We start from the raw sequence: 2,110 nt of genomic DNA, 5'->3' as shown, positions 1-2,110 counted from the left end.
AGATAGTCATGACAATAAATTGTACAAACAACAGATAGTCCGTATTATCGTCAGTCCTATCTATTGTTGGCTGTTACGCCTTGCGTCCAAAGAGCCTGAGTATGCCGTATTCTTGTCGTGCCTATACTCTCTTACGGCAGCCCTGCCCTGCAAGGTTGGGAGAGATGAATACGACCGCACGAATATTGAAAATGGCAATACCAACTTGAAAAAGAAAAATCCTGCGGTGGAGATTCTTCTCTCCATCCGCAGGACTTGACCTTGTCGGGGCAGATTGGCTGCCGTTGTACCTTTGCACGATAAGAAACGGCATCAGGGACTTTGCGTGTGCCTTTGCTTACAACGCCTTTGGGCTTACCCCTCCGTCTGACCGATTATTGGCAAATGATAGCTCTTGGTAAGCAGCACTATCGTGCCTGTGAGTTCGGTGTAAAGACGGTCGTATTGCTCGTCAGAAGCAAATGTGTCCGTCAAACCGAATTTGTCGAATGTGGCTTGAACAGCCTTATTCGACAACAAGATGGTTGCGAGTCTTTCAGGAAGCGATGCAGGCAGTTCCCTTTCAAACTCGTTTTCCAATACAGATACAAGCGTGTCATACTTGGAAAAGTGCAAGCCTTGATACAAAACCTCGCTTGCCATGCTTTCCGCTTCGGGGTGAGTGAAACCTTGCGCCACGGCATCGCAGTAAGCTGTGAGAGCCATATCTGCCCGTGTGGTGATAAACTCCGTATCTTGCAACCTCTCGGGGGGATGCTCACTCATATAACTTCTTAATTTCAATCGAAAGTAAGAAAGTTCCTGTTTGTTGTTCTTTTTCATAATCATTTGGTTTTCAATCGTGAATAATAAATGTTTGGTAATTACTTCCTTTTTATGCGTGTTGCAGTGGCACGTTCTGCCGTGCTATCGACTCACAATAACCTTCAAATACAGTATGCTCCCTGTCTGTGAGTGCAGTCATATCCTCCTGTATCTTATGGTCGGTTATCTTTCCGTAGATTTGTGTCGTACCGATATTGCTGTGTCCGAGCATCTTGCTGAGCGTTTCCATCGAAATACCATTGGAAAGGCAAATCGTGGTTGAGAATGTGTGCCGAGCCATGTGGAAGGTCAAGCCTTTCTCTATCCGGCATATCTGCCCGATGTTCACACACGCAAAGGATGCTTTTCTTATTGTGAGATTGGGGAATATCAAGTCGTCCGCTTTCTTATCCTTGATATAGAGCGAAAGTATTTGTTTGGCAATGGGCAGAAGCGGAATGATGGCTTCCACGTCTGTTTTCTGCCTTTTGATGCGGATTTCCTCTGTGCCGTCTGCATTATGGGTGATGTGTTTTGGTTTGAGCCGTTGCATATCCACACGAGCCAAACCGGTGAAGGCGCAGAAAATGAAGAGTTGCCTTGCTCGCTCGAACTGCTTGTCAATTATGGGTGTTTGCAGGACCCTCTGCAGCTCCTCCGTAGTGAGATAACGCCTTGTGCGGTGTGGCAGTTCTGCTTTGTAGTCCGCAAACGGATCGATGCGGATATACTTCTTCTGCTGGCCGATGCCGATGAGTTTCCTAAGGAAGATGACCGCTACCTGAATAGTGGCAAGAGAAAGATTGCGCTTTGATTTAAGGTAGAAGTCCAGCCCCTCGATAAAACCATAGTCCAACAGAGAGTAGCGGATATCCTCCAGCCCTAAGCGTTCACGCAGATAAGCCTCTATGAGTTGTGTGGCATAGATGTAGTTGGCAAAGGTCGGCTTGGCAACCGTTATTCCCACACAAGGACGCTTTTCCTCAATAAATAGTCGGGCTTCCTCCAAAAGAAAGCCTTTGGGATTGTCCTCTTCCATGAGTTCACGTTTCAACAACTCGGCAGTGATATAGCCACGTTGCCAAACTAATTCTTGGTATTTGCCTTTGGCTTGTTCCTCTTTGGTTTGCAAGTAGCGGTTGATTTCCTTTGTCTCTTCGCCTATACCCTTGCATCGTCCCTTACGACTGTCCCAAAGCTCGGGAGCGATTTCCTTTCTCGTGCTGTATTGCACTTGCTCTCCGTCTATGGTGATGCGTCCCATAATCGGGCATTTGCCGTTCTTTTTTTCTTTTGAGCGATTGAT

The 2,110-nt window shown here is 46.8% G+C and carries 3 protein-coding genes; 1 reads left to right on the top strand and 2 read right to left on the bottom strand.

The genetic code is table 11. The features are described 5' to 3' along the window. Window positions 1-259: hypothetical protein (locus HMPREF0671_RS12410; protein WP_084589740.1), on the top strand; the 259-nt coding region annotated here is incomplete at its 5' end. A 95-nt stretch (window positions 260-354) separates the two neighbouring features. Here the strand turns inward: HMPREF0671_RS12410 and HMPREF0671_RS07575 are convergent. Together HMPREF0671_RS07575 and HMPREF0671_RS07570 are read right to left on the bottom strand one after the other, a co-directional pair. Beyond that, a complete protein-coding gene (locus HMPREF0671_RS07575) occupies window positions 355-822 on the bottom strand; it encodes a DUF1896 domain-containing protein (protein WP_036898995.1) in 468 nt (155 codons plus the stop codon). Between the two features lie 52 nt (window positions 823-874). Continuing rightward, the coding region (locus HMPREF0671_RS07570; protein ID WP_156958389.1) for a site-specific integrase at window positions 875-2,110 on the bottom strand (1,236 nt) is incomplete at its 5' end.

It is taken from the genome of Prevotella sp. S7 MS 2, assembly GCF_000762865.1.
Lineage (GTDB): Bacteria > Bacteroidota > Bacteroidia > Bacteroidales > Bacteroidaceae > Prevotella.
The sequence above is the reverse complement of the archived record's forward strand: the minus strand, read 5'-3'. Positions and strand labels throughout refer to the sequence as shown.

Excerpts from the sequence above, each read along its gene's own strand:
- HMPREF0671_RS07575 (WP_036898995.1), bottom strand. The coding sequence starts at position 822 with ATGAAAAAGAACAACAAACAGGAACTTTCTTACTTTCGATTGAAATTA.